We start from the raw sequence: 205 nt of genomic DNA, 5'->3' as shown, positions 1-205 counted from the left end.
GGTGTTAAGTGTCCACGCTTATCGGTTGTTGTTTATAGCTGGATCGTGCATGAGTATGGGTAAGAGGGATTGCCTCCCTGTGCTGCATGTTCGTGACTACATGATCCATGAAACATGGGGTCTGTAGCTCAGCTGGTTAGAGCACCGTCTTGATAAGGCGGGGGTCGTTGGTTCGAGTCCAACCAGACCCACCACAGCATTCTGC

The 205-nt window shown here is 51.7% G+C and carries 1 tRNA gene; it reads left to right on the top strand.

The features are described 5' to 3' along the window. The first annotated feature begins 117 nt into the window (after positions 1–117). A tRNA-Ile gene (locus EYW45_RS00005) sits at positions 118–194 on the top strand. The last annotated feature ends 11 nt before the right edge of the window (positions 195–205 follow it).

It is taken from the genome of Schauerella aestuarii, assembly GCF_009866805.1.
Lineage (GTDB): Bacteria > Pseudomonadota > Gammaproteobacteria > Burkholderiales > Burkholderiaceae_B > Schauerella > Schauerella aestuarii.
Note: the sequence above shows the minus strand (reverse complement) of the source record. Positions and strands in the feature narration are given on the sequence as shown.